Raw genomic sequence first — 21,465 nt, forward strand, 5'->3', positions numbered from 1 at the left:
TTTTATTTGTTTACAATTCTATTTTTCATTCAGATAAAAATGGAAAAATCCGACAACTACAGTAGCACTTGTCGGATTTTGAATTCCCGATATTAATTTACAGGATAGAATTCGCCTGTAGAGTCATTGTCGTGATCGTCATTATCATGGTTACTTGAACCAGGTAATGCTCTAGCTCGTTCAATAGGTACATAACTGCCACTTGGCGTCTCAACTTGGCATTCACCTAAGAAGATAGAATATTTGGTGTTGGCATGCATGCTTTCCCCTCTAAAATAGCAGTGAGCAGCATTATATAAGTCAACTCGGCAAAGGATTGCAACTGCTAACCAAGCAATAAGGACTGCTAACGATACCCATTTTAAATATTTCCAGATGAAAGACCAAAAACCAATTCCTCTAAAACGACAATAGCCAAAAATGAGCAATATGACTGCAACAAATGCTAAACCTTCGTATAACCAAAATAGCCACATAGTAATCTCCTACTTTTTAGTGTTTACTATTCTATACCATCTTTGCTCATACATCTATATACTTACATCCATGAACCGTTACGAATAATGCCAACAGCAAGCCCTTCAATGGCAAAATTTTGTTGTTCTAAGTCGATTTCTATAGGTGAAAATTCACTATTTTCGGCAAGTAAGTGGACATGTTTGCCTTTGTGTGATAGGCGTTTTACGGTAACTTCGTCATCAATGCGAGCAACAACAATTTGACCATTTTTAACATCTTGGGTTTTATGTACAGCTAACAGGTCACCATCTAATATACCGATATCTTTCATGGACATGCCATGCACTCTTAGTAAAAAGTCGGCATGAGGTTTAAATAGAGACGGATCAACTTGGTAATGGCTTTCAATATGCTCTTGCGCTAAGATCGGTGATCCTGCCGCTACTTGCCCAATTAATGGTAAACCCTCAAGTTCATTTTGTTCAACTGGGTTTTCAAGCAAAAGACGAATTCCGCGTGATGATCCTGCGATCATTTCGATTGCCCCTTTTTTGGCGAGTGCTTTAAGGTGTTCTTCAGCGGCGTTGGCTGATCGAAATCCTAATTTTTTTGCAATTTCGGCACGAGTAGGAGGCATGCCAGTAGTTTGGATGTTGTCTTTAATTAGGTCATAAATCTGTTGTTGGCGTTCGGTTAATGGTCTCATAACATATTCCTGTTTTTATATACATATATATGTAATTATATACAGCCAATGATATAAAACAACTGTTTTATTTTATTTATTTGACAATGGGCGATTAATTTTCCTAATTCTTAGCTTTATGCACTATTTTAGTAAATGATTTTACCGCGTTAATGGGGAATAAATTTCCCAATTAACGAATAAGTTTTGCTTGTATTTAGGGTTATATGATCAAGTTACTTATATGCTATAATTGGGCAATATTTTTTTAACTTGGAATTTGCTGTATGCCTTATGTTGTTGCGCTCAGTGGTGGTATTGCCAGTGGTAAAAGTACCATCGCCAATTTGTTTAACAAATTGGGAGTACCTATTATTGATGCTGACATTATTGCAAGGCAAGTTGTGCAGGTTGGTAGCGATGCATTTAATCAAATTGTTCAGCATTTTAGTCAGGAAATTTTACTTGCAAATGGTGAACTTGATCGCAGTCAACTCCGTGAGATTATTTTTAATAATGATCATGAGCGGCTATGGCTTAATCATTTGTTGCATCCAATTATTCAGCAAGAAACCCAAAAACAAATTACAATGCAAAAATCAACGTATGTGATCTGGGTTGTTCCTTTGTTAGTTGAAAATAATTTACATACGTTGGCTGATCGTGTATTGATAATCGATACGCCTGTGTCGTTACAATTGGCACGATTAGTAAAAAGAGATAATATTAGCGAATCATTAGCCAAAAAAATGATACTGTCACAAGTGTCTTTACAAAAACGTTTATCTTATGCTGATGATATCATTGTTAATGAGGGTGATTTTGCGTCGCTAACTACGCAAGTCGACCAATTACATCAACAATATTTAGATAACTTTAATTGTAAGATTTGAATAGATGAATAACATTGTTTTTGAACATCCATTAAATGAGAAAATGCGCACTTGGCTTCGTATTGAATTTTTATTAAATCAGTTAAATACGCATTGTCATTTTGATCAAAATAATGCGTTGGTTTTTTTTCACGCATTGTCCGAGTTATTAGAGATTATTGAACGTAACGATGTGAAAGCAGATTTTATTAAAGAGCTTGAATCTCAAAAACAAAAGTTAACTTCTTGGTTAGCTTTTGATGGTGTGGATTATGATTTACTTAGCAATTTGATTAACAAGTTTGATGTTTTTCTAGCTCAATTTAATGCTATCGCCCGTTTGGGACAACCGTTAAAAGATGATCGTTTTATTACCGCAATTCGTCAACGCTTAATGATACCAGGTGGTTGTTGTAGTTTTGATTTGCCTTCATTTCATTTATGGCTAAAAATTCCACAAGAAAGGCGTTATATACAAGTAAAAAACTGGTTACAACACTTATCCATTCTTGATGAGTCTTTGACATGTTATATGCAATTAATAAGACAATTGGGAGAATTTAAACCATTTATTTATACTAACAACTTTTTTCAAGAAACTAATGGTGATGTTAATTTGATTCGTATTCGGATTTCGTTAGAAAAAAACATGTACCCTCAAGTATCTGGTCATATGTCACGCTATAGCATTCGATTTTTACCGCTTGATGCTTGTGATAATGTGAATACCGATAGTATTGATTTTGAATTAGCTTGTTGTTAGCGTTATTAAGTACTAATTATTAAAAAAGAGTTACAATGAATAAAGAAACCGTTACCTATGTCAATTGCCCAACTTGTCAAAAACAAGTGGTATGGAGCAAAGATAGCCCGTACCGTCCATTTTGTAGTAAACGCTGTCAACTTATCGATTTAGGCGATTGGGCAACTGAAGAACATCGCATTCCTGATAAAGATATTACTGAACAAGATCTTTGGAGTGAAGAAGATCTTAACGATTTTGCAGGTAGACATTAATGAAGATCCTTGGTATTGAAACCTCATGCGATGAAACAGGCATCGCGATTTATGATGATGTCGAGGGGTTAATTGCAAACCAGCTTTATTCGCAAATTAAATTACATGCCGATTATGGTGGTGTGGTACCTGAACTGGCATCGCGTGATCATATTCGTAAAACAGTGCCATTAATTCAAGCAGCTCTAAAAGAAGCAAATTTAACAGCTCAAGATATTAATGGAATTGCTTATACGGCAGGTCCAGGGTTGATTGGTGCGTTAATGGTTGGTGCGTCAATTGGGCGTTCACTGGCTTATGCGTGGGATGTACCAGCAGTTGCTGTGCACCATATGGAAGGGCACTTACTTGCGCCAATGTTAGAAGATAATCCGCCCGAATTCCCTTTTGTCGCACTACTTGTTTCAGGGGGGCATACACAATTAATTAAGGTGACAGGTGTTGGACAATACCAATTAATGGGAGAGTCGATTGATGATGCGGCAGGGGAAGCCTTTGATAAAACAGCTAAACTAATTGGGCTTGATTATCCGGGTGGTGCAAAATTGTCAAAATTAGCTGAACAAGGTTGTGATTCTCGCTTTCACTTTCCACGACCAATGACAGATAGACCCGGGCTCGATTTTAGTTTTTCAGGGCTTAAAACTGCGGCGGCTAATATTATTCATCAAAATACGCACGATCAAGTTATAGATGACCAAACTAAAGCAGATATTGCGAGGGCTTTTGAAGATGCTTTAGTCGACACGCTGATTATTAAGTCTCGCCGTGCACTTGAACAAACCGGATTTAATCGCCTCGTTGTTGCTGGTGGTGTCAGTGCCAATAAAACATTACGCAATAAGCTTGCACAATTAATGGCACAGCGAAAGGGGCAGGTTTATTACCCAAGACTTGAATTTTGTACTGACAATGGTGCTATGATTGCTTATGCTGGGATGATCCATCTAAAAGCAGGGCTACATTCTGATTTGTCCATCAATGTTAGACCTAGATGGCCACTTAGTGAGCTTAATGTAGGTTAGGGGATTATTTTAGATTTAGCGATAAAAAATAGAAAATAAAAAAGTGGGAATAAGTCCCACTTTTTTATTGAAACTCAGTCAACACTATTAATTAATAGCATTGATATTAGATGATTATTCTTGTGTTTCTGAATTAGTCTTTTCGTTGGCTAATTTTTCAATATTGTGGTTAATGTTGAATAAAACACAAATCAATTCAAAACCAATACGCGTTGAAATAAAGCCAGCAATAAAAGTAACGATGCCACTAAAAAAGGTAACTAAACCAGCAGAAAAACTATAAGTAAATAAAGCGAAACTACCTAAAATCATTGTTAATGAAGCAATTACAATAAAAAATAATGCAATCCAATATACAATAGTGATAAATGTTGGTGTTATCATTCGATTAAAGAAGAAAAAGTCTTTAATAGTAAGATCTGAAAATTTGATTTTATTGTTCATTATATTTCCTTTGTGAATGGGTTAATTTTATTGCTTCTATTTTTTTAATTCGCGTATACAGTTATAATTTTCAAAGGCTGTAAGGCGCGACGATTGTAACATAAAATTATTTTGAGATTAACTATGAAAACGTATATCCCCGGCAAAGATGCCGCCCTCGAAGATTCAATTAATTATTTTCAACAACAACTAACAAAATATGATTTAGAAGTAAAAGAAGCATCTTGGCTTAATCCTGTGCCCAATGTGTGGTCAGTTCATATTCAAAATATTAACTGTCCATTATGCTTTGCTAATGGTAAAGGCTCCAGCAAAAAAGCAGCATTGGCATCGGCCTTGGGGGAATATTTTGAGCGATTATCAACCAATTACTTTTTTTCCGATTTTTATTTAGGCAAAAAAGCCGCAAATGCTGATTTTGTACATTATCCGAGCGAAAAATGGTTTTCTATTCCTGAAGATAATTCCTTACCTAAAGGATTATTATCTCAAAAACTACTTAAGTTTTATGATCCCGATCGTGAGTTAAGCGCAACCGACTTAGTTGATTTACAATCAAGTAACGACGAACGAGGTATTTGCACTTTACCGTTTGAACAACAGTCCGATAAACAAACGGTTTATGTGCCTGTTAATTTAATTGCTAATTTATATGCTTCTAATGGTATGGCCGCTGGTAACACACATAATGAAGCGCGAGTGCAGGCGATATCCGAAATTTTTGAGCGTTATACCAAAAACAAGATTATAGCTGAAGCTATTAGTTTGCCGATTATTCCAACCGAAGTGATTAATCGTTACCCAACCGTTTTAGCTGCGATTGATGCGCTTGAAAGCGAAGGCTTTCCGCTTTACTGTTTTGATGCTTCGCTGGGTGGTGAGTTTCCGGTTATTTGTGTGGTGCTGTTTAATCCACAAAATGGAACTTGTTATGCCTCGTTTGGGGCTCATCCTAATTTTGGTGTTGCACTTGAGCGAACAGTAACCGAACTGTTACAAGGACGTAGTTTAAAAGATCTTGATGTGTTTTCACCACCAAGTTTTGATAATGATGATGTTGCAGATCTTAGCAATTTAGAAACACATTTTATTGATTCAAGCGGTTTGATTTCATGGGATCTATTTAAAGAACAAGCCGATTATGAATTTGTCGATTGGGACTTTTCAGGTACGACAGAACAAGAGTTTGCAAATTTAATGGCTATTTTTGCTCGTCACAAAACTGAAGTGTTAATCATGGATTACGAACATCTAGGTGTTTATGCTTGCCGTATTTTAGCTGTAGGCATGTCTGAAATTTATCCTCCGGAAGATCTTTTAATTGCTAACAGCAATATGGCTATTGGTTTGCGTGATCTTATTTTATCGTTACCTAATAAAAAGCACACGGCTAAACAATACTTAGCCATTATTGAACAGCTCGACGATGAAGGGCTTGATGATTATGCGCGTGTTCGTGAATTACTAGGTATTGCAACAGGTAATGATAATGCGTGGTTGACACTGCGTGTTGGTGAATTAAAAGCAATGTTAGCATTGGCAGGTAAAGACTTAACACAAGCACAACAGTGGATTGATTGGACGCTTGAAATGAATGAATCGATCTTTACCCCAGAGCGTAATCATGCTTATCGTTGTTTACAAACGTTAGTTAATTTTATTTTGCAACGCGGTAAAAAACAGTTTAGTAGCTATCAAACCGCCTTTGATAAAATGTATGGCAAAGCGTGTGTTGATGACATGTGGCAGTACGCTAATGGTGAAAAAGTATTTTTTGGTTTGGTGTCTTTTGCTAAAGACGACAAAACCACCAATAATAATTTAGAACAATTTGCCATGCATCAAAAGTTATTAGCAGTATATAACAAATTACATCAGGCGATGTTATAACTTATATATGTTATTATTTATATATTCAACGCCGCCGAATAGACTCGGTGGCGTTGATAATGTTATTTAACCTTGCCTTGCAAATTCACCTGCTTGTTTAACTAATTCTTCGTTAGGTGTAATACCTGTATATAATACAAACTGTTCAAGCGCTTGAAGTACCGCAACATCAGCACCTGAAATAATAGTTTTGTTTAACTGTTGGGCATATTTTATCATTGGTGTTTCAACGGGTAGAGCAACGACATCAAACACAACATCAGCATTATTTATCATTTCTTTTGGAAACGCTAATTCCTGCGCTTCAACATCACCAAGCATACCAATTGGGGTCACATTAATAATAAGCTTAGCTTGTTGGGACGGTATAGTTTGCTCGTTCTTCACCCATTGATATCCATAACGTTTGGCTAATGTTTCGCCTTTGGATTGGTTACGAGCAGCAATAATACCATTTTTAAAGCCGGCATCATAAAAAGCACCAATTACTGCATTTGCCATACCGCCACTACCTTTTAAAACAAATGGTGTGGTATTATCAATTTTATTTTGGACTATAAGTTTGGCAACGGCAATATAGTCAGTATTATAGGCTTTTAAATAGTGATTGGTGTTAACAATAGTATTAACCGATTGAATAGATTTTACCGAATCATCTAATTCATCAATAAATTCAATGCAAGCTTCTTTATAAGGCATTGAAATAGCACAACCACGGATCGCTAAGGCTTTAATGCCATAAATAGCATCTTTTAAGTTATTAGTGGTAAAAGCTTTATATAAGTAGTTAAGATCGAGTTTTTCATACAAATAATTATGAAAACGAGTACCAAAATTGCTTGGTCTTGCCGAAAGAGACATACAAACAGTGGTGTCTTTATTAATAATTCTTGTCATGACAACAAATCCTTGTGGTATAGTACGATAAATTTTATTTTACCACTTTCTTTACTAACCTGTTATGTGATTATGGTTGCAAATAATACTGGTCCTAAAATACAGCAAGAAAAAGCCACAGTAAGTGCGATGATCTATTTATATTGCCATCAAAATCATCACACACCTCGCAATCAGTTATGTAATGAATGCCATGATTTGCTAAATTATGCCATGGCACGCCTAACCATGTGTCGCTTTGGTGAACACAAAACAACTTGCGAACGCTGTCCAAAACACTGTTATCGCAAAGATTATAAACAAAAAATAAAACAAGTGATGCGTTATGCAGGTCCAAGGATGATTATTCACCACCCCATTATGGCCTTTAGACATATCTATAAAAATTTATTGAGTAGATAGTAAACAGCAGGCTTGTAGTAATAAACAAAAAAGATTGATTAATTTAATATAAATGATGGAATTGAGAGTGTAAATAAAACCTTTTTATGACTTAAAAATGATGTTAAGTTATTAATAGATATATATAAAAATAAAAATTTGTTATTATTAAAAACAAAATTTAAAATAACCCCTTAATCAAAGTTTAGGTAATAACATGTCTATCGTCGTTGTTGAAGTCAATCGTCAAGCAGTTATTCATAATGTTGAATATCTAAAAAAAATAGCGCCAACGAGTCAACTAGTTGCAGTAATTAAAGCTAATGCTTATTCTCATGGTATTAAAGAAATTGCACAGCTATTAATCGATAAAGTCGATTATTTTGGTGTGTCTCGACTTTCAGAAGCAATTCAATTGCGAAATATTGGCATTAATACCCCCATTATGGCTTTGGAAGGGTTTTTCCCGCATGATGATATGTGGGATTTAATCACTTTTAATGTTCAACCAGCCATTCATAGTAAATGGCAAATCGACGTATTGCAGTCATCACCGCTTGAAAATCAAATTATTACATGGTTTAAACTTGATACAGGTATGCATCGATTAGGTTTTAGTCTTGATGAAGCCAAGGACGAATTTTATCGTTTAGCGAATTGTTCTGCGGTTTGTAAACCGATTAATATTATGAGCCATTTTAGTTCAGCTGATGATCTCACTTCAGATCAAACGTTAAAGCAAATAGAACTATTTGATCAGTTTATTGATTCAATTGAGGACAAAACACTGATTGGCAAATGTTCAATTGCCGCATCGGGCGGCACGTTGGCTTGGCCAATGGCTCATCGCGATGCTGTGCGTCCAGGTATCGCTTTATATGGTGTTTCACCTTTTGATACACCAATTGCTGATTTAAAGCCAGCGATGACATTTAAATCAGAATTAATCGCCGTGCGAAAGCATAAACAAGGCGAATCGGTTGGTTATGGTCAGACTTGGTATTGTGAGCAAGATACACAACTTGGTGTGGTTGCTATGGGGTATGGTGATGGTTATCCAAGAAATATCCCACAAAATACCCCAGTTTTGATTAATGGCCGTAAAGTGCCCATTGTTGGGCGAGTTTCAATGGATATGATTGTGGTTGATTTAGGCATCAATAGCCTTGAAAAACCTGGTGATGAAGTCATATTTTGGGGGGCAGAACTCCCCGTTGAAGAAATCGCAAAGCACACAGGAATTAGTGCTTATGAATTAATAACGCGCTTAACTTCACGCGCAAAAATCCACTATATTAGATAAATAAGTTATGATTAAAAAGATATTTTTATACACTTTACTCACCCTAATCTTAATTGTGGGTGGTTCGATTAGTATTGGTTATTATTTTTTACAGCAGTTTTCTAAACAGCAAATGCAAGTCACTAACGAAAACCAGATGTTTGTTTTGAAAAAAGGCACATCTATGCATCAGTTAGTTGAACAAGTTAAAGAAAGCCAATTGCTCGAAAGGGCATATTTGCTTCCATATTTGTGCAAACTAAACCCATCATTAAGATCCATTAAAGCAGGAACTTATCAATTACACCCTCATATGACAGTTGAAGAGTTTTTGCAATTGTTGGTGTCAGGCAAAGAGAGCAATTTTTCTATTCAATTTGTTGAAGGCAAGCGGGCTAAAGACTGGTTAACTGTCATCCAAAATACCCCATATATTCAACAAACGTTAATAGGTAAAACCGACGAAGAAATTGCTAAACTACTGGGTATTGAAGGATCGATAGAAGGTTGGTTATCACCCGATACTTATCTTTATACCGCCGATACGTTAGATATTAATATCTTAAAACGTGCACACATGACAATGAAAAGTAACTTGCAAAAAATCTGGGATAATCGCGATAGTAATCTTCCTTATCAATCGCCTTATGAACTCCTTATTATTGCATCAATTATTGAAAAAGAAACGGGTATTAATTCCGAAAGGGCAAATGTGGCTTCAGTATTTGTTAATCGCCTAAAAAGCAAAATGAAGTTACAAACTGACCCAACCATTATTTATGGTTTAGGTGATAACTACAAAGGTACCATTAGGCGAGTTGATTTGACTGATACCCAAAACCCTTATAATACCTATGTCATTGAGGGACTTCCTCCAACACCAATTGCAATGCCAAGCCTTGCTTCACTTGAAGCAGCAGCGCATCCAGCTAAAACCAATTATCTATTTTTTGTTGCGAATGGAACCGGTGGGCATACCTTTTCAACCACTTATAGTAACCATCAACAAGCGGTGAATGTATATAGACAGTTATCGAATAGTGGAAATTAACTCAAAAAAACTTTAATAAAATCAATACCTTTCCTGACCGATTTTTATTGTATCCTTTTGGTATTAGTTATTGATATACATTAGGGAACCGCATATAAATGCGGTTCTTTTATCTTGTTAATTTACGATAATTCATCAAGTTGTTTAATAAGATTGAGCAGATGATTAACATCTTGCTCTTGCTCTTTTAGTGCTTCTTCAAAATAAGGGTGCAGAGCAAATTTTGGCAAATTTGTTTTGGCATCAATCAGTGCTTGTATTCGTGGAATAAAAATCCACTGTAACCATTCGTGTGCTTGCATGGTGTCGATAGCAAAAGGTTCTTGGCTTAAAAAGGCATCGGGATTTGGCGGTGTGGTTTGCCATAGGTCGATTTTTTGCAATTCTGCCATAATTTTTTCAAGTTGTTTGAGTAGCATGTCTGCTTGTGATTTTTGTGCAAGCAAATTTTGATAATATTGCCAATCAAAACAAGGGCCAGGATCGGTTTTGCGATCGGGCGCTATGTCGCTATGACCTGCGATGTCTTTGATAGCATAAGTCTGTTGTAATAATAACGTGATGTTTGCTAATTGTTGATATTGTTGCTCGGTAAAATTGTCACTATCACATCCTTCCATTTCAATACCAATTGAAAAATCGTTACAGTTTTCTTGTCCTTCAAATACTGATTTTCCTGCGTGCCATGCCCGTTTATCAAATGGAACAAATTGAATTATTTCACCATCGCGTCGAATAAATAGATGACTGGATACTTCAAGTTGATAAATCGACGTAAAGTACGGATCCTGCTTAGGATCGAGCTTGCCGGTGAATAACTTTTCAACATAAGGGCCACCATATTGATTGGGTGGCAAGCTGATATTATGGATGACAAGTAACGATATCGGTTTATTTGCTGGACGTTCATTATAAAAAGGCGAAACAACCTGCTTTATACCTTGTAACCAGCCATTTACAATTTTTAGGGACATATTGACTCCGACTTATCTAATAAACCGATTCTAATAAACCGATATATGGATTTGTTTTGCGATCTACTTCACGAAAATTAGACATGCAACGTAACAATTAAGTGCATAGTGGATTTTGCATTCCAACCTAGCTATTTTGTTATTATTTCATTTTTTTATCTTGTTATAAAGAATCCTCTATTAAATAACTGACTGAAAAATCGAGGTGTTTATGTCCAATCAATCAGGTTTCTCATTATTTGAATTGATGATCGCCATTGTTGTGATTGCTATTTTAACCGCTATCGGCGTACCTGCCTATCAAGGATATGTAAAAAAAGCTGCGCTGACTGATATGTTACAAATAATGACATCGTATAAAACAGCGGTTGAAATTTGTGCTGTTGAACAAGGTGGTTTAACTAACTGTAGCAATGGTAACAATGGTGTGCCAGCAAGTCGAACGTCGAATTATGTAACTTCAATTACAGTCAATAACGGCATTATTACCTTGGTTGGAACCAGTGCTTTAACAGGATTAACAACTACACTAACACCAACAATCAATGCCACTCATGGCAATTTGGATTGGAACCGTGTGTGCACCACATCACCTGTTGATGCCAGTTTAACTAGTGCGTGTGAAGATATTTTCAAATTTTAATGTTTATATTTAAAAATTAATAGATAAGGAAGCGCCTTTATGCAAGAAGAACAGCTAATTGAAAGTATTGATAAATTACTGTTTGAAGCGTTAAATAAGCGTGCTTCGGATATTCATTTTGAGCCTTACCAACATAGCTATCGTATTCGTATGCGCATTGATGGTGTTTTGCACGATATGTTATCACCCCCACTGGCATTAGCGAAACAGATTACTGCAAGGCTAAAAATTATGCCTAAGTTAAATATCGCCTCAAGATGGTCAACTTATCATTGACCGCTATACCATGCGTAAAGATATCTTATATGAGATTTTTTTAGAAAGATTCATTAATTTGTTATTGTGAATTTTATTGAAAATAAAAATGCTGGAAAAGATATTTGTGATAAAATTGCGGAGATGGGCGTTATATGGTCTTATTTTTGTGAAAAAGTCTGGTTATATAAATGCTATTATAGTGTTTTTTATGGAGTATTACTTATACTCAGTAGCATAACACTTAAAAATAAGTAATGGGAGAGCTTATATGTGGTTACTATTTTTACTCGGTTTACTTATGTTTATTTTCACTTTATGGTGTATTAAAGTAACTAAACCAACGAAAAAAAGATAGTTTTTCGTCTTTACTTATAACTCTATTAACATGTAATAGTCTTTTCTATAAAGAGGTTAAAATGGAGCAAAAATTAATATCATTTATTTTTGTTACAGAAAAAAAAAGATTCATTCGATGGAAAAGACAAGCAGAAAACAACAACATTACGTTACAAGAGTGGATTATTAAAAAGTTAAATTCTGATGTGAAAGTAGTTTATAAAAAAGTAAAATTACAAAAAGATATTCCAAAAGACGAACAATGGTTTATAAGATTATCGACGAAATCTGAATTCAAAGGATACTGGGTTTATTGCTCACGGTCAGATGAAAAAAAACTCGTAGAATGGATAACTTGTAAATTAGATTCATAAACAATAAATTTTTTCCTTAAAAAATTTGAGTATTAACTCTTTATCTATTTGTCGTCGTCTCTGCATTTCTATTATTCTATCACCTCATTATGATCATGATCGTGAGGTTCAACAGATCTCTTCAGCCTTGTGCAAATGATTGTGGGTATTGAGCAAGGATATTTTATACCTTTTAACCAGCCATTCATAATTTTTAGGGGCATATTAACTCCTGTTTACGAATAAACCGATTCTAATAAATCGATATATGGATTTGTTTTGCGATCTACTTCACGAAAATTAGACATGCAACGTAACAATTAAGTGCATAGTGGATTTTGCATTCCAACCTAGCTATTTCGTTATTATTTCATTTTTTTATCTTGTTATAAAGAATCCTCTATTAAATAACTAACTGAAAAATTGAGGTGTTTATGTCCAATCAATCAGGTTTCTCATTATTTGAATTGATGATCGCCATTGTTGTGATTGCTATCTTAACCGCTATCGGCGTACCTGCCTATCAAGGATATGTAAAAAAAGCTGCGCTGACTGATATGTTACAAATAATGACATCATATAAAACAGCGGTTGAAATTTGTGCTGTTGAACAAGGAGGTTTAACTAACTGTAGCAATGGTAACAATGGTGTACCAGCAAGTCGAACGTCGAATTATGTTACTTCAATTACAGTCAATAACGGCATTATTACCTTGGTTGGAACCAGCGCTTTAACAGGATTAACAACTACACTAACACCAACAATCAATGCCACTCATGGCAATTTGGATTGGAGCCGTGTGTGCACCACATCACCTGTTGATGCCAGTTTAACCAGTGCGTGTGAAGATATTTTCAAATTTTAATGTTTATATTTAAAAATTAACAGATAAGGAAGCGCCTTTATGCAAGAAGAACAGCTAATTGAAAGTATTGATAAATTACTGCTTGAAGCGTTAAATAAGCGTGCTTCGGATATTCATTTTGAGCCTTACCAACATAGCTATCGTATTCGTATGCGCATTGATGGTGTTTTGCACGATATGTTATCACCCCCACTGGCATTAGCGAAACAGATTACTGCAAGGCTAAAAATTATGTCTAAATTGAATATTGCTGAACATAGATTACCCCAAGATGGGCAACTTGTGATTGACCGTTATACCATGCGTATTGCCACTTTACCCGTCATGTATGGTGAAAAAATTGTTTTAAGAGTTATGGATAACCATGAATCAGAACTAACAATTAATGACTTAGGATTAACAGATGCTGACCTTTTAACATTCAAGCAAATTTTAAACTATCCGCAAGGTTTGATTTTAGTTACTGGACCAACAGGTAGTGGTAAAACGGTAACACTATATAGTGGATTAAAGCGGTTAAATAAAACTGAACGTAACATTTGTAGTGTTGAAGATCCCATTGAAATTCCCTTAGATGGCATTAATCAAACTGCGATTAATCTTAAGGCAGGTTTGACGTTTGCTATAGTATTGCGTGCCTTACTACGGCAAGATCCTGATGTAATGATGATCGGTGAAATTCGCGATCGTGAAACTGCCGAAATAGCAATTCAAGCTGCGCAAACAGGGCATTTAGTGTTATCTACATTGCATACTAATTCAAGTGTCGAGGCAATAACACGATTAAAGCAAATAGGTATAGAAAATTATCTATTGTCATCAAGCTTAAAATTAATCATTGCTCAGCGGTTAGTTCGAAAATTGTGCCCACATTGCAAAGTTGTGGCAAGTGATTTGGTTAAGTTAGATAATGAATACGAACCCCATTATTTAGCTTCAGGATGCCAAAACTGTATTGGTGGTTATAAAGGACGAATTGGGTTATATGAATTTTTAGTTATCACGCCCGATATTCAACAGCAAATATTAGTCAATCAGGCTATTTCTTCTTCCAATATGATTTCACTAAAAATGGCTGGACAAAAATTAGTGAAGCAGGGCGTGACGACGTTAACTGAATTAAATCGAGTTTTGGGTGATACCGCATGAAACGGCTCTATTATTGGTATGATGTCGATTTTAATCAACACAAAATTATCGCCGAATCATCACAGGCTGTTAAACGGCATTTATTGTTGCAAGGTAAAATCGCCATTAAGATTAAAGCAGGTAATATTATTACCGCACATAGCTTTAATCGTACTGATTTGCTGATGATTACTAAACAATTAGCGACGATGTTAAAAGCTGGATTATCTATTATTGATACATTGCAATTACTTGCCCAAGAGCAAACTAAACCTCACTGGCAATATTTGTTACTTGATATTAAGCAACAAATAGCTAAAGGCGAATTTTTATCCCAAGTATTACGACAACATTCTTCGGTATTTTCTGCCCTGTATTGCGAAATTATAGCAACAGGCGAACTGACAGGACAGCTTGATGAAAGTTTTGAGCAGTTAGCTGTATTACTTGAAAAATCAATTAAACTACAAAAAAGTCTGAAAAAGGCAATGCGTTATCCACTGTTTTTATTATTGGTTGCTGTAATTGTAAGTTTGGTGATGTTGTTGTTTGTTTTGCCAAAATTTTCGGATATTTATCAAGATTTCGATGCTCAGTTACCTGCTTTTACACAAGGTGTTATTGATTTTTCCAATTATTTGCAACAAAATTGGTTAATTGGGTGTGTGATTTTTTCTATTAGCTATTTTTGTTATCAACGCTATTTAAAAGTACACTATCGCCATAAAATCGAAAAGATAATAATCAAAAGTCCTTTTATTGGTCCAGTGATCAAAACTAGCTGCTTAACGCAAATTTTTCAAACCATTGCGATCACCCAAAAAGCAGGCATACCATTATTAGCTGGTTTAGCTGCAGCGGCGAATACCACTTATTATTGCCTTTATCGTGATAGCCTTTCGAAAATTATAGCTAGTATTGAGCAAGGACACTCATTTAGCCATGTATTGCATCAGCAATTACACTTTCCTAGCTTATGTGCCCAGCTTATTCATGTGGGCGAAGAGTCAGGCACATTAGATTTAATGCTTGATAAGCTCGCTAACTATTATCAAGAACAAAATCAAACCTTAACCGATAATTTATCACAAGCGTTTGAGCCATTATTAATGTTAGTATTGGCCTTGATTATTGGCAGTCTAATTGTGGCTATGTATTTACCGATATTTCAAATGGGCGAAGTGATTCACTAATGTTAGCATTTATCATTATTTGTTTAGGACTTTGTGTTGGTAGTTTTATTTATGTTGCATATTGCCGTTATTTGCCAACAATTACATCATGCCAATATTTATACCGTATTTGTGTTTATCGATCCGCTTGCTCTCACTGTCATCATCGACTTAATGCTTGGCAATTAATCCCCATTGTTTCTTGGCTGATATTAAAAGGACGTTGTCATTACTGTAACACTAAGATTTCATGGCATTATCTTATTGTCGAATTATTGATCTCGGCTTTATTTGTTATTATCTATTTTGATTCTGGTTTAAGTTATCAAAGTGGCATTTTAATGCTACTTGGTTGCTACTTTTTGCTGTTAGCTTTAATCGATTTTAAATACTTTTTATTACCTGATTTGTTTACCCAACCATTGATGTGGTTTGGTGTAATACTTGCCTATTTTAACATAACTAACATCAGCTTAACTGATTCATTACTTGGTATCTTTTTGGGGTATTTATTATTAAAAGTGCCTGCTAGTTTATTTTATTTAGCTTTCAAAAAACAAGGACTAGGTGGGGGGGATATTAAATTATTGGCGGCATTAGGCAGTTGGTTACCTTATATTGAGTTGCCGATATTGCTATTTTTTGCCTCGGTATTAGGGATTTTATATTGCCTTTTTTTGCGGTATGTGCTGAATAAAAACACCTTAAAAGGTATTCCTTTTGGGCCGTTTTTGTTAATTTCTGGTTATGTGATGGTTTATTTGGGTCAAAGTGTTTCAAAAATGTTGCTATTTACGTCGCTTTTGATTAATTAATCATGTATCAAAAGCACATCAAGTTGTTACTCCTTTCAATATTAGCAACATATAACTAAAATTGATATTCATAGTAAAAATAGTTATTTTTATAAAAGTGAAAATCGCGTTATAGTACCAGCAAGATCAGCTTGTTGTGCTGTAATCAGTCACTACTTAAGGAATTATTTATGATATCAAATAGCATTAATGAACTAAAAAACGAAATGGAAATATGGCGCCACCATATTCATGCTCATCCTGAAACCGCCTTCGAAGAAGTTAACACAACACAATTTATTATTGAAAAACTCCAGTCTTTTGGGATTACTGAACTGTATACCCATTTTGCCCCAACGGGCGTTGTTGGTATTATCAAAGGTCAGCAAGAAGGGCGGTGGATTGCGCTAAGAGCGGATATTGATGCATTAGATATTATTGAAGAAAATAACATCGAATATTGTTCGACGATTCGTGGCAAAATGCACGCTTGTGGACATGATGGACATACTGCTATGTTACTTGGCACAGCTAAGTATTTAAGCGAACATCGCGATTTTGCAGGAACGGTTGTTGTTATTTTTCAACCAGCCGAGGAAAACGAAGGTGGGGCACGAGTTATGGTTGAAAATGGCTTATTTGAGCAATTCCCAATTGAAGCGGTGTACGGTATTCATAATCAACCTAACATGGCATTAAATCATTTTTATATTAATCATGGTCCAATGATGGCGTCGTATGATGTGTTTGAAATTAAAATTACTGGCGTGGGTGCGCATGCGGCTGCTCCTCATCTTGGTAAAGATACGATTTTAACTGCTACACAAATAGTGAATAGTTTGCAAAGTATTGTGAGTCGTAATACTGATCCGCTAAGTTCGTTAGTGGTTAGTGTGACTCAAATTCATAGTGGTGATACTTGGAATGTGTTACCTCAAGAAGCGGTGATTCGTGGTACAGTTAGGACATTTAGTGCTCAAGTACAAGATATGGCTGAACAACGAATTAAACAAATTGCAACTGGCATTGCCACAACATTTGAAGCTAAAGCCGAAGTGGATTATCAACGTCGTTACCCTGCAACAATTAATTACGCAAAACAAGCTGATATTGCAATTGCCGCCGCTAAAAAAGTTGTTGGGCAAGATAACTTAGTTATTGATCCGCTTCCTTCAATGGGATCAGAAGATTTTGCCTTTATGTTGCAAAAAATACCAGGTGTATACGTTTGGTTGGGTGCAGGAAAAGGTGCTAACTTACATAATCCCGCCTTTAACTTCAATGACGAAGTATTAGCAACGGGTGTAAGCTATTTTGTTGAAATTGTTAACCAAGAATTGGCTAAGTAACGAACTAACTAACTATAAGTAGTTAACTAAGTGATTAAGCTACTAGCTGAAACGGTAGACACATAAAACTGCCGGAATAAACATTAATTTATTCCAGCAGTTTTAGCTAAATAACAGATTAAAACATCAATCGGCTATTGTCATTACCGTAGATTCTAAATACGGTATTTAAATCAATTCCATTATTTAGTACAACTTGGACACAAATGCTGTCTTTGTCATCTAGTCTTGTTGCAGCTAATACTAAGCCGCCTTCTCGCCAACCACCAGTAAGTTTGTATTCAAGTGTACTTCCCACTTTGGGCAGAACATTACTTGTTCCTTTAATAACATACATACCGCGTGTATTTGCACCACGAAACTGCGCTCTAGCAACCATTTCTTGCCCGCAATAGCAACCTTTGTCAAAGCTGATTGCATCATATGATTGTAAATTGCAAGCTTGTGGTAACAAAATAGCCATATTGATATCATCAATAACTGGATAACCAGCCTGAAAATCAAGTTTTAACCAGTCACTACATGGATTCAAATCATTTGGAATTGATTCTGGCGTTATCATAATGACGCGTGTTTCAGGTAAAGGTAACTTGATGTAGGTGATGTTATTTTCAGTTAAACAGCTTTTATCAATTAATTTAGCTTTAATTTCAGCTGGTATGGCATCGTCAACCAATCCAACCATATTTAAGTCTTGGACTAGTTCGATAGATACCTTAGAAAAAACGGCATATTTTGCTAGCTCAGCAACCTGTCTTTTTGCAACGCTTTTACGTTCAATGTAGTAAATATCGTTACCTCGTTGAAATAACAATAACGTACTCCACATTCTGCCTTTACTGTCACAATGAGCTGCATAGAGTGTAGCGTGTTCTGAAAGGCGGTTAATATCATTGGTTATTTGTCCTTGCAAAAAAACACGGTTATCGTCCCCTGAGACTTTAACCAATTGCCAGTCAGCAAGAGAAGTCGGTTTAGAAGAAATATTGCTCATATTTGTACCTTTAGGTAATGAAGAATTCCAGTACTGTTATATCTAGAAATACTTAAGTTCTGAGTGTATATAAAAAACAAAAAAATAACAATAAAATCAATTAGCGATATTTAAAAAATTAATTGTATTTTTGCTGGATTTTATCTGAATTTCACTTAGTTGATTGACTTTATTGATTTTACTTACAAGTTGATGCAAAATGATTCACTATATAATAAATCAGTAACATTGGAGGCAACAACCATGGCGAAGCTGTCAGGTGCAGAGATGGTTATTCAATCTTTGATTGACCAAGGCGTAAAACAGATATTTGGTTATCCCGGTGGTAGCGTTCTTGATATTTATGATGCAATTCATACTCTAGGTGGAATTGAACATATTCTAGTTCGTCATGAACAAGCTGCGGTACATATGGCCGATGGTTATGCAAGAGCAACAGGCGATGTAGGTGTTGTGTTAGTTACATCAGGGCCGGGGGCAACAAACACCATTACAGGCATTGCCACTGCCTACATGGACTCCGTACCGCTAGTGATATTGTCGGGGCAGGTTGCTAGCAACTTAATCGGTAATGATGCATTCCAAGAATGTGATATGGTTGGTATTTCCCGCCCAATTGTAAAACACAGCTTTTTAATCAAAGATAGTAAAGATATTCCTGAAACGATCAAAAAAGCGTTTTATATTGCCTCAACCGGTAGGCCAGGCCCCGTTGTTATTGATTTACCTAAAGACATTGTTAACCCTGCCAATAAATATAATTATCATTATCCAAAATCAGTCACTATGCGCTCTTACAATCCAACTATACAGGGGCATAAAGGGCAAATTAAAAAAGCGTTAACTACTTTACTAGCGGCTAAAAAGCCTGTTTTGTGTATTGGTGGCGGGGTAATTGCGGCAAATGCTAGTGATGCAATTAAAGCTTTTGCTGAAAAATTAAATTTGCCAGTTACCTCAACATTAATGGGGATTAGTGCCTTTCCTAGTACTGACAAACATTACCTTGGTATGGTTGGTATGCATGGTGTTTATGAAGCCAATGTGGCTATGCATAATGCCGATGTCATTTTGGCGATAGGTGCTAGATTTGATGATAGAACAACAAATAATGTTGAAAAGTATTGCCCTAAAGCCAAAATTATTCATGTTGATATCGACCCAACCTCAATATCAAAAACCATTATGGCAAGTATCCCCGTTGTGGGTGATGCTAAAATGGTGGTTGAAACAATGTTATCTCAAATTGATGAGCTGAATGTAGAGCGTGATTTAGACGCATTAGTCGATTGGTGGAAGCAGATCGAACATTGGCGAGCTCGTCACTGTTTAGCTTACAGCCATGACGGCGAGAGTATAAAACCTCAAGAAGCCGTTGAAGTATTATATAAACTAACCAAAGGTGATGCATTTGTGACAACCGATGTTGGTCAACATCAAATGTTCACTGCACTTTATTACCCATTTGATAAACCACGTCATTTTATTACTTCGGGTGGGCTTGGCACTATGGGGTTTGGATTGCCTGCGGCGCTTGGGGTTAAATTAGCGTTTCCTAAAAAGACCGTTGTCTGTGTCACTGGTGATGGCAGTATCCAAATGAATATTCAAGAGCTATCAACCGCATTACAATATGGTTTACCTGTACTTGTGTTAAACCTAAATAACCGTTTTTTAGGCATGGTTAAACAGTGGCAAGATATGATTTATGCAGGCAGGCATTCTAGCTCTTATATGGAATCGCTCCCCGATTTTGCCAAGATAGCTGAAGCCTATGGTCATGTTGGCATGGTAATTACTAAACGTGAAGAACTAGAGCCAAAACTCAAACAAGCATTAGCCATTAAAAACCGTTTGGTTTTTGTAGATGTTATGACCGATGCTACTGAACACGTCTACCCAATGCAAGTTCGTGGTGGCGCAATGAACGAAATGTGGCTTAGCAAAACGGAGAGAACCTAATGCGTTATATATTATCAATTTTAACCGAAAACGAACCAGGCGCATTGTCACGAATTATTGGGTTGTTTTCACAACGTGGCTTTAATATTGAAACAATTACAACAGCGCAGACAGAAGATCCCACCATGCACCGCATGACAATACAGACTAGTGGTGATGAACATGTCCTTGAACAGATCCAAAAACAGCTACATAAGCTAGTTAATGTTTACCGTGTGCATGATTTAACCGAAGGACCACATGTTGAGCGCGAAATTATGCTAGTCAAAGTCGCCGCAAAAGGCTCAGAGGCACGTGACGAAGTTAAACGCTGTGCTGATATTTTTAGAGGATCAATTGTAGATGTTACTGCAACACATTATATCGTACAATTATCGGGAACTAGCGAAAAACTAGACTCGTTTTTAGCCTCGATCCGTGAAACTTGCAATATTGTCGAAACTGTTCGTTCTGGCATTATTGGTTTATCGCGTAGTGAAAAAACAGTTAAATAGCTATATTTATAATAGCTATATTTATAATAGCTATATTTATAATTAACATATTTATAGATAACTTATTTAATTAAGGCGCATTATGCGCCTTAATTTTGACAAAAATACAATAATATAAAAGTTATATTGTTAACTTTAT

24 protein-coding genes are annotated in these 21,465 nt (G+C 35.8%); 18 read left to right on the forward strand and 6 right to left on the reverse strand.

Translation table 11 applies throughout. The features are described 5' to 3' along the window. Positions 1-92: 92 nt before the first annotated feature. A complete protein-coding gene (locus tag GQ596_RS09380) occupies positions 93-476 on the reverse strand; it encodes a hypothetical protein (protein WP_160401421.1) in 384 nt (127 codons plus the stop codon). 62 nt (positions 477-538) lie between these two features. Continuing rightward, on the reverse strand, positions 539-1,165 hold the full coding sequence (gene lexA, locus GQ596_RS09385) for a transcriptional repressor LexA (RefSeq protein WP_160401422.1): 627 nt from the start codon (positions 1,163-1,165) through the stop codon (positions 539-541). Between the two features lie 266 nt (positions 1,166-1,431). Here lexA and coaE point away from each other — a divergent pair, with 266 nt between their 5' ends. Genes coaE through tsaD form a run of 4 tightly spaced genes read left to right on the forward strand, consistent with a single transcriptional unit; the run spans position 1,432 to position 4,058 of the window. Beyond that, entirely contained in the window at positions 1,432-2,037 is a 606-nt protein-coding gene (gene coaE / locus GQ596_RS09390) for a dephospho-CoA kinase (protein ID WP_160401423.1), read from the forward strand. Positions 2,038-2,041: 4 nt separating this feature from the next. Then, positions 2,042-2,779: a cell division protein ZapD gene (gene zapD, locus GQ596_RS09395; protein WP_160401424.1), complete on the forward strand. Its 738-nt coding sequence runs from the start codon at positions 2,042-2,044 to the stop codon at positions 2,777-2,779. 35 nt (positions 2,780-2,814) lie between these two features. Then, positions 2,815-3,033 (forward strand): DNA gyrase inhibitor YacG, encoded by a 219-nt coding sequence (yacG, locus tag GQ596_RS09400; protein ID WP_160401425.1) that lies wholly within the window; start codon positions 2,815-2,817, stop codon positions 3,031-3,033. After that, positions 3,033-4,058 (forward strand): tRNA (adenosine(37)-N6)-threonylcarbamoyltransferase complex transferase subunit TsaD, encoded by a 1,026-nt coding sequence (gene tsaD / locus GQ596_RS09405; protein WP_160401426.1) that lies wholly within the window; start codon positions 3,033-3,035, stop codon positions 4,056-4,058. Before yacG ends, tsaD begins: the two co-directional genes overlap by 1 nt. Before the next feature lie 114 nt (positions 4,059-4,172). Here the strand turns inward: tsaD and GQ596_RS09410 are convergent, their stop codons facing one another. Continuing rightward, a complete protein-coding gene (locus tag GQ596_RS09410) occupies positions 4,173-4,502 on the reverse strand; it encodes a DUF4282 domain-containing protein (protein ID WP_160401427.1) in 330 nt (109 codons plus the stop codon). A gap of 123 nt (positions 4,503-4,625) precedes the next feature. On the opposite strand from GQ596_RS09410, the gene ycaO reads away from it, so the two are divergent. After that, complete coding sequence (gene ycaO, locus GQ596_RS09415) at positions 4,626-6,392, forward strand: 30S ribosomal protein S12 methylthiotransferase accessory factor YcaO (RefSeq protein WP_160401428.1); 1,767 nt, start codon at positions 4,626-4,628, stop codon at positions 6,390-6,392. Positions 6,393-6,458: 66 nt separating this feature from the next. Here ycaO and GQ596_RS09420 read toward each other — a convergent pair whose 3' ends face one another. Further along, the gene (locus GQ596_RS09420) at positions 6,459-7,289 is read right to left on the reverse strand and encodes a shikimate 5-dehydrogenase (protein ID WP_160401429.1); all 831 of its coding nucleotides are present in this window, start codon (positions 7,287-7,289) and stop codon (positions 6,459-6,461) included. A 72-nt stretch (positions 7,290-7,361) separates the two neighbouring features. On the opposite strand from GQ596_RS09420, the gene GQ596_RS09425 reads away from it, so the two are divergent. From GQ596_RS09425 to mltG, 3 genes are all read left to right on the forward strand, one after another. Beyond that, positions 7,362-7,691 (forward strand): nitrous oxide-stimulated promoter family protein, encoded by a 330-nt coding sequence (locus tag GQ596_RS09425; protein WP_160401430.1) that lies wholly within the window; start codon positions 7,362-7,364, stop codon positions 7,689-7,691. Between the two features lie 196 nt (positions 7,692-7,887). After that, positions 7,888-8,973, forward strand: a complete 1,086-nt coding sequence (gene alr, locus GQ596_RS09430; protein ID WP_160401431.1) for an alanine racemase — start codon at positions 7,888-7,890, stop codon at positions 8,971-8,973. Between the two features lie 7 nt (positions 8,974-8,980). Continuing rightward, positions 8,981-10,003 (forward strand): endolytic transglycosylase MltG, encoded by a 1,023-nt coding sequence (gene mltG / locus GQ596_RS09435; RefSeq protein WP_160401432.1) that lies wholly within the window; start codon positions 8,981-8,983, stop codon positions 10,001-10,003. A gap of 122 nt (positions 10,004-10,125) precedes the next feature. Here mltG and ampD read toward each other — a convergent pair whose 3' ends face one another. After that, complete coding sequence (ampD, locus tag GQ596_RS09440; protein WP_160401433.1) at positions 10,126-10,977, reverse strand: 1,6-anhydro-N-acetylmuramyl-L-alanine amidase AmpD; 852 nt, start codon at positions 10,975-10,977, stop codon at positions 10,126-10,128. Between the two features lie 211 nt (positions 10,978-11,188). Here ampD and ppdD (GQ596_RS09445) point away from each other — a divergent pair, with 211 nt between their 5' ends. From ppdD (GQ596_RS09445) to GQ596_RS09480, 8 genes are all read left to right on the forward strand, one after another. After that, positions 11,189-11,620 carry a prepilin peptidase-dependent pilin gene (gene ppdD / locus GQ596_RS09445; protein ID WP_160401434.1) on the forward strand — a complete coding sequence of 144 codons (432 nt, stop codon included), beginning with the start codon at positions 11,189-11,191 and terminating at the stop codon, positions 11,618-11,620. A 39-nt stretch (positions 11,621-11,659) separates the two neighbouring features. Beyond that, positions 11,660-11,896, forward strand: a complete 237-nt coding sequence (locus GQ596_RS09450; RefSeq protein ID WP_160401435.1) for an ATPase, T2SS/T4P/T4SS family — start codon at positions 11,660-11,662, stop codon at positions 11,894-11,896. Between the two features lie 398 nt (positions 11,897-12,294). Then, the gene (locus GQ596_RS09455; RefSeq protein WP_160401436.1) at positions 12,295-12,588 is read left to right on the forward strand and encodes a hypothetical protein; all 294 of its coding nucleotides are present in this window, start codon (positions 12,295-12,297) and stop codon (positions 12,586-12,588) included. A 413-nt stretch (positions 12,589-13,001) separates the two neighbouring features. After that, positions 13,002-13,433: a prepilin peptidase-dependent pilin gene (ppdD, locus tag GQ596_RS09460; protein ID WP_160401437.1), complete on the forward strand. Its 432-nt coding sequence runs from the start codon at positions 13,002-13,004 to the stop codon at positions 13,431-13,433. A 39-nt stretch (positions 13,434-13,472) separates the two neighbouring features. Further along, positions 13,473-14,582 carry an ATPase, T2SS/T4P/T4SS family gene (locus GQ596_RS09465; RefSeq protein ID WP_160401438.1) on the forward strand — a complete coding sequence of 370 codons (1,110 nt, stop codon included), beginning with the start codon at positions 13,473-13,475 and terminating at the stop codon, positions 14,580-14,582. Beyond that, entirely contained in the window at positions 14,579-15,754 is a 1,176-nt protein-coding gene (gene hofC, locus GQ596_RS09470) for a protein transport protein HofC (RefSeq protein ID WP_160401439.1), read from the forward strand. Before GQ596_RS09465 ends, hofC begins: the two co-directional genes overlap by 4 nt. Next, positions 15,754-16,548: an A24 family peptidase gene (locus GQ596_RS09475; protein ID WP_160401440.1), complete on the forward strand. Its 795-nt coding sequence runs from the start codon at positions 15,754-15,756 to the stop codon at positions 16,546-16,548. The genes hofC and GQ596_RS09475 overlap by 1 nt, the downstream gene beginning before the upstream one ends. Before the next feature lie 170 nt (positions 16,549-16,718). After that, a complete protein-coding gene (locus GQ596_RS09480; RefSeq protein WP_160401441.1) occupies positions 16,719-17,876 on the forward strand; it encodes a M20 aminoacylase family protein in 1,158 nt (385 codons plus the stop codon). Between the two features lie 118 nt (positions 17,877-17,994). On the opposite strand, the gene ygfZ is transcribed toward GQ596_RS09480, so the two are convergent. Further along, positions 17,995-18,870, reverse strand: a complete 876-nt coding sequence (ygfZ, locus tag GQ596_RS09485) for a tRNA-modifying protein YgfZ (protein WP_160401442.1) — start codon at positions 18,868-18,870, stop codon at positions 17,995-17,997. A 243-nt stretch (positions 18,871-19,113) separates the two neighbouring features. Here ygfZ and ilvI point away from each other — a divergent pair, with 243 nt between their 5' ends. Then, entirely contained in the window at positions 19,114-20,832 is a 1,719-nt protein-coding gene (gene ilvI / locus GQ596_RS09490) for an acetolactate synthase 3 large subunit (protein WP_160401443.1), read from the forward strand. Next, positions 20,832-21,326, forward strand: a complete 495-nt coding sequence (gene ilvN, locus GQ596_RS09495; RefSeq protein WP_160401444.1) for an acetolactate synthase small subunit — start codon at positions 20,832-20,834, stop codon at positions 21,324-21,326. Before ilvI ends, ilvN begins: the two co-directional genes overlap by 1 nt. Positions 21,327-21,465 lie beyond the last annotated feature (139 nt).

The sequence above is a fragment of the Gilliamella sp. Pra-s60 genome (assembly GCF_009795755.1).
Lineage (GTDB): Bacteria > Pseudomonadota > Gammaproteobacteria > Enterobacterales > Orbaceae > Gilliamella.

Excerpts from the sequence above, each read along its gene's own strand:
- GQ596_RS09480 (WP_160401441.1), top strand. The coding sequence starts at position 16,719 with ATGATATCAAATAGCATTAATGAACTAAAAAACGAAATGGAAATATGG.
- yacG (WP_160401425.1), top strand. The coding sequence starts at position 2,815 with ATGAATAAAGAAACCGTTACCTATGTCAATTGCCCAACTTGTCAAAAA.
- lexA (WP_160401422.1), bottom strand. The coding sequence starts at position 1,165 with ATGAGACCATTAACCGAACGCCAACAACAGATTTATGACCTAATTAAA.
- GQ596_RS09475 (WP_160401440.1), top strand. The coding sequence starts at position 15,754 with ATGTTAGCATTTATCATTATTTGTTTAGGACTTTGTGTTGGTAGTTTT.
- ilvN (WP_160401444.1), top strand. The coding sequence starts at position 20,832 with ATGCGTTATATATTATCAATTTTAACCGAAAACGAACCAGGCGCATTG.
- alr (WP_160401431.1), top strand. The coding sequence starts at position 7,888 with ATGTCTATCGTCGTTGTTGAAGTCAATCGTCAAGCAGTTATTCATAAT.
- ppdD (WP_160401434.1), top strand. The coding sequence starts at position 11,189 with ATGTCCAATCAATCAGGTTTCTCATTATTTGAATTGATGATCGCCATT.
- GQ596_RS09465 (WP_160401438.1), top strand. The coding sequence starts at position 13,473 with ATGCAAGAAGAACAGCTAATTGAAAGTATTGATAAATTACTGCTTGAA.
- ppdD (WP_160401437.1), top strand. The coding sequence starts at position 13,002 with ATGTCCAATCAATCAGGTTTCTCATTATTTGAATTGATGATCGCCATT.
- ampD (WP_160401433.1), bottom strand. The coding sequence starts at position 10,977 with ATGTCCCTAAAAATTGTAAATGGCTGGTTACAAGGTATAAAGCAGGTT.
- GQ596_RS09455 (WP_160401436.1), top strand. The coding sequence starts at position 12,295 with ATGGAGCAAAAATTAATATCATTTATTTTTGTTACAGAAAAAAAAAGA.
- GQ596_RS09380 (WP_160401421.1), bottom strand. The coding sequence starts at position 476 with ATGTGGCTATTTTGGTTATACGAAGGTTTAGCATTTGTTGCAGTCATA.
- tsaD (WP_160401426.1), top strand. The coding sequence starts at position 3,033 with ATGAAGATCCTTGGTATTGAAACCTCATGCGATGAAACAGGCATCGCG.
- zapD (WP_160401424.1), top strand. The coding sequence starts at position 2,042 with ATGAATAACATTGTTTTTGAACATCCATTAAATGAGAAAATGCGCACT.
- GQ596_RS09420 (WP_160401429.1), bottom strand. The coding sequence starts at position 7,289 with ATGACAAGAATTATTAATAAAGACACCACTGTTTGTATGTCTCTTTCG.
- ilvI (WP_160401443.1), top strand. The coding sequence starts at position 19,114 with ATGGCGAAGCTGTCAGGTGCAGAGATGGTTATTCAATCTTTGATTGAC.
- ycaO (WP_160401428.1), top strand. The coding sequence starts at position 4,626 with ATGAAAACGTATATCCCCGGCAAAGATGCCGCCCTCGAAGATTCAATT.
- mltG (WP_160401432.1), top strand. The coding sequence starts at position 8,981 with ATGATTAAAAAGATATTTTTATACACTTTACTCACCCTAATCTTAATT.
- coaE (WP_160401423.1), top strand. The coding sequence starts at position 1,432 with ATGCCTTATGTTGTTGCGCTCAGTGGTGGTATTGCCAGTGGTAAAAGT.
- GQ596_RS09425 (WP_160401430.1), top strand. The coding sequence starts at position 7,362 with ATGGTTGCAAATAATACTGGTCCTAAAATACAGCAAGAAAAAGCCACA.
- hofC (WP_160401439.1), top strand. The coding sequence starts at position 14,579 with ATGAAACGGCTCTATTATTGGTATGATGTCGATTTTAATCAACACAAA.
- GQ596_RS09450 (WP_160401435.1), top strand. The coding sequence starts at position 11,660 with ATGCAAGAAGAACAGCTAATTGAAAGTATTGATAAATTACTGTTTGAA.
- GQ596_RS09410 (WP_160401427.1), bottom strand. The coding sequence starts at position 4,502 with ATGAACAATAAAATCAAATTTTCAGATCTTACTATTAAAGACTTTTTC.
- ygfZ (WP_160401442.1), bottom strand. The coding sequence starts at position 18,870 with ATGAGCAATATTTCTTCTAAACCGACTTCTCTTGCTGACTGGCAATTG.